This window comes from Compostibacillus humi, from assembly GCF_014637175.1.
In the GTDB taxonomy this organism is placed as follows: domain Bacteria; phylum Bacillota; class Bacilli; order Bacillales; family Amphibacillaceae; genus Oceanobacillus; species Oceanobacillus humi.
Map to the genome: position 1 here is coordinate 1 of NZ_BMEV01000127.1, position 2,894 is coordinate 2,894.

Genomic DNA, 2,894 nt, shown 5'->3' on the forward strand with positions numbered 1-2,894 from the left:
GGCTTGGCTTTTTAGCAAAAATTGGGTGAAAATAATTTATTGAATATTCTGTAAATGACTCAACCTTTTTTATTGATTGGAAGAGATTTAATAAAATTTACTCTTCACAGCTGCCTGGATGAAAATCAAGTTGACAAATAGGTTTCCGTTTCAGTATAATTACAAAGACTGTCTTATAGATAATTGTATGATTGTTTAAGATAACCAATCTCCTAAAGGAGGTGCGAAAGATGAAAAGAACGTTTCAACCAAATAACCGTAAACGTAAAAAAGTACATGGCTTCCGTGCACGAATGAGCACAAAAAATGGTCGTAAAGTTTTAGCTCGCCGTCGTCGTAAAGGAAGAAAAGTATTATCAGCATAGGCCACTGAAATGTCAGTGGTCTTTTTGCACTTGCTGCGGAAGAATAGACTTGCCTTTCAGGTGATCCATCGTGAAAAAAAAATATCGGATTAAAAAAAATGAAGAATTTCAATATGTGTTTCGCCACGGAAAATCCTTTGCCAATCGGCAATTGGTTATTTATTATATTAAGAAGCCAAATCAAGAACATTTCCGTGTCGGTATTTCAGTAGGGAAAAAAATCGGGAATGCGGTGACTAGGAATCGGATAAAACGGTATTTGCGGGAAGCATTTCAAGACGTTCAACCGCAGATTAATGCTGCTTACGACATTGTTGTAATCGCTCGCAATCCGGCAAAAAATATGGGGTATGCAGAAATTAAGCGCAGTTTGATGCATTTGCTGCATAAAGAGAAATTGATTTAAGGTTTGTTCATCGTTTTGTAATTCCAGATAAGCAATATTTATTTATTAATATTTTTATTTAAACATAGAAACTTGTCCCGACTTACGCTAAAATATCTTTTAGAAATGGTTAGTGCAAATTTTGAGGAGGAAATAAGTTGCGCAAAAAATATGTCATACTTTCCCTGATCATCGGCTTATCATTGCTGCTTGCCGGCTGTACGGAAGTGGATCAGCCGATTACAGCGGAAAGTGAAGGAATATGGAACACGATATTCGTTTATCCCCTTTCTTGGAGTATAACAAAAATTGCCGAGATTTTTAATAATAGTTATGGACTATCCATTATCATTGTTACGATTTTTATCCGTTTATTGTTAATGCCATTAAATGTAAAGCAAATTAAGAGTTCAAGAGCAATGCAGGAAATTCAGCCGAAGCTGGCGGAACTTCGGGAAAAGTATAGTTCTAAAGACCAAAACACCCAGATGAAATTGCAGCAAGAAACGATGCAATTAATGAAGGAACATAACGTTAACCCGCTTGCTGGCTGTTTGCCTATTTTCGTGCAAATGCCGATATTAATCGCAATGTATCATGCGATTGTCCGTACAGAGGAAATTCGTAACTATAGCTTCCTATGGTTCCAGCTGGGCAGCCCGGACTTTATTTTGCCGCTCTTAACGGCATTTTTCACCTTCTTGCAGCAAAAGATTATGATGTCCATCAATCCATCGGCCAATATGAACCCGCAAATTGCCATGCAAATGAAAATGATGCTGTACATGATGCCGATTATGATTGGGGTTATGGCTTTCTTCTTCCCGGCAGCATTGGCACTGTACTGGGTAACAGGTAATATCTTTATGGTTGTGCAAACTCTCTTAATTAATAAGCCAATGATGAGCAATATGAATAGTGGAGGAGTTAAAAAGTGAGAGAGGTAACCGCTAGCGGTCAGACGTTGGATGAAGCGGTCCAATCAGCTTTGGAACAGTTAAACACCACGAAGGACCACGTCGAGATTGATGTCATCGACGAGGGAAAAAAAGGCATTCTTGGCATTTTCGGTTCAAAACGGGCTGTTGTAAAAGTAAGAATTAAGAAAGATCCGATTAAAGAAACGGAGAAGTTCATTCTTAATGTAACGAAAAACATGGGTGCAGATGTAGAAATAAATACGACAGTAAATGATAAACATGTTACGTTTGAATTGACAGGAAAAGATATCGCTCTGTTAATCGGAAAACGGGGGCAAACATTAAATGCGCTCCAATATTTAGTCCATCTCGTTCTGAACAAAGAAAGCCAATCATATTATCGAGTGACACTAGATGCAGAAGGGTATCGGGAAAGAAGAAAGGAAACGCTGGAATCCCTTGCGCTGAAAAAAGCGGATCGAGCGATTAAATTGAATAAAGAAATAAAATTGGAACCAATGCCTGCTTTTGAACGAAAAATCATTCATACCGTATTGCAGGAAAAAGAGGGAGTTTCGACGTTTTCTGATGGAACCGAGCCCCATCGTTATATCGTCATTGCGCCAAAATCGTAAAACCCGGCTTAGTCCGGGTTTTTTTGGCTCTATACTAAATGTTGGGGTTTAGAAATAATTTAAAGACAAATAAAAACACGCTTCTCCAATTTCTTTTATACTTGAATTGACGAGAAACAAGCAAAAAGAGAGGAGAAGCGTGTAAATGAATAATACCATAAAAATCCCTGGTTTAGAAGATGTAATTATTACAAAAGTGGAGGAGTTTGAGGATCGAATAGCCATATTTGTCGAAATGGAGGTCCAAACCCATATATGCCCAAAATGTGGTAAAAAAACGAGAAAAATACATGATTATCGAGTGCAAAAAATCAAGCATTTAAAATGGTTTGAGCGTTTAAGCTATATTTTTTATCGGAAGCGCAGATATAGATGTGATACATGTGGCAAGAGATTTTACGAGAAGAATTCGATTGTAGATCGTTATCAGAGATTTTCTAAAGAATGGAATCAAGCCGTACATATTCGTAGCGTGCGAGCGAAGACATTTAAAGAAATTAGCCAGCAATTTGGCGCTTCCCCATCTACTATCATTCGCAGATTTGATGAGCTTGCAGAGAAAGAGCTAAAAGATGTAGAGGAGCTTCCT

At 37.8% G+C, this 2,894-nt stretch carries 5 protein-coding genes; all 5 read left to right on the plus strand.

The window, feature by feature from the left end; translation table 11 throughout:
• The first annotated feature begins 230 nt into the window (after positions 1 to 230).
• Positions 231 to 365, plus strand: a complete 135-nt coding sequence (gene rpmH / locus IEV18_RS16640; RefSeq protein ID WP_010094630.1) for a 50S ribosomal protein L34 — start codon at positions 231 to 233, stop codon at positions 363 to 365.
• A 70-nt stretch (positions 366 to 435) separates the two neighbouring features.
• Entirely contained in the window at positions 436 to 771 is a 336-nt protein-coding gene (gene rnpA / locus IEV18_RS16645; protein WP_188393478.1) for a ribonuclease P protein component, read from the plus strand.
• A 137-nt stretch (positions 772 to 908) separates the two neighbouring features.
• The gene (yidC, locus tag IEV18_RS16650; RefSeq protein WP_188393479.1) at positions 909 to 1,688 is read left to right on the plus strand and encodes a membrane protein insertase YidC; all 780 of its coding nucleotides are present in this window, start codon (positions 909 to 911) and stop codon (positions 1,686 to 1,688) included.
• Positions 1,685 to 2,305, plus strand: coding sequence for an RNA-binding cell elongation regulator Jag/EloR (gene jag / locus IEV18_RS16655; RefSeq protein ID WP_188393480.1), 621 nt, complete (start codon positions 1,685 to 1,687; stop codon positions 2,303 to 2,305). The genes yidC and jag overlap by 4 nt, the downstream gene beginning before the upstream one ends.
• A 145-nt stretch (positions 2,306 to 2,450) precedes the next feature.
• On the plus strand, positions 2,451 to 2,894 hold a 444-nt coding region (locus IEV18_RS16660), incomplete at its 3' end, for a transposase family protein (protein ID WP_188393481.1).

Bases quoted from the DNA above. Each gene is read 5' to 3' on its own strand.
- rpmH (WP_010094630.1), top strand. From the start codon at position 231: ATGAAAAGAACGTTTCAACCAAATAACCGTAAACGTAAAAAAGTACAT.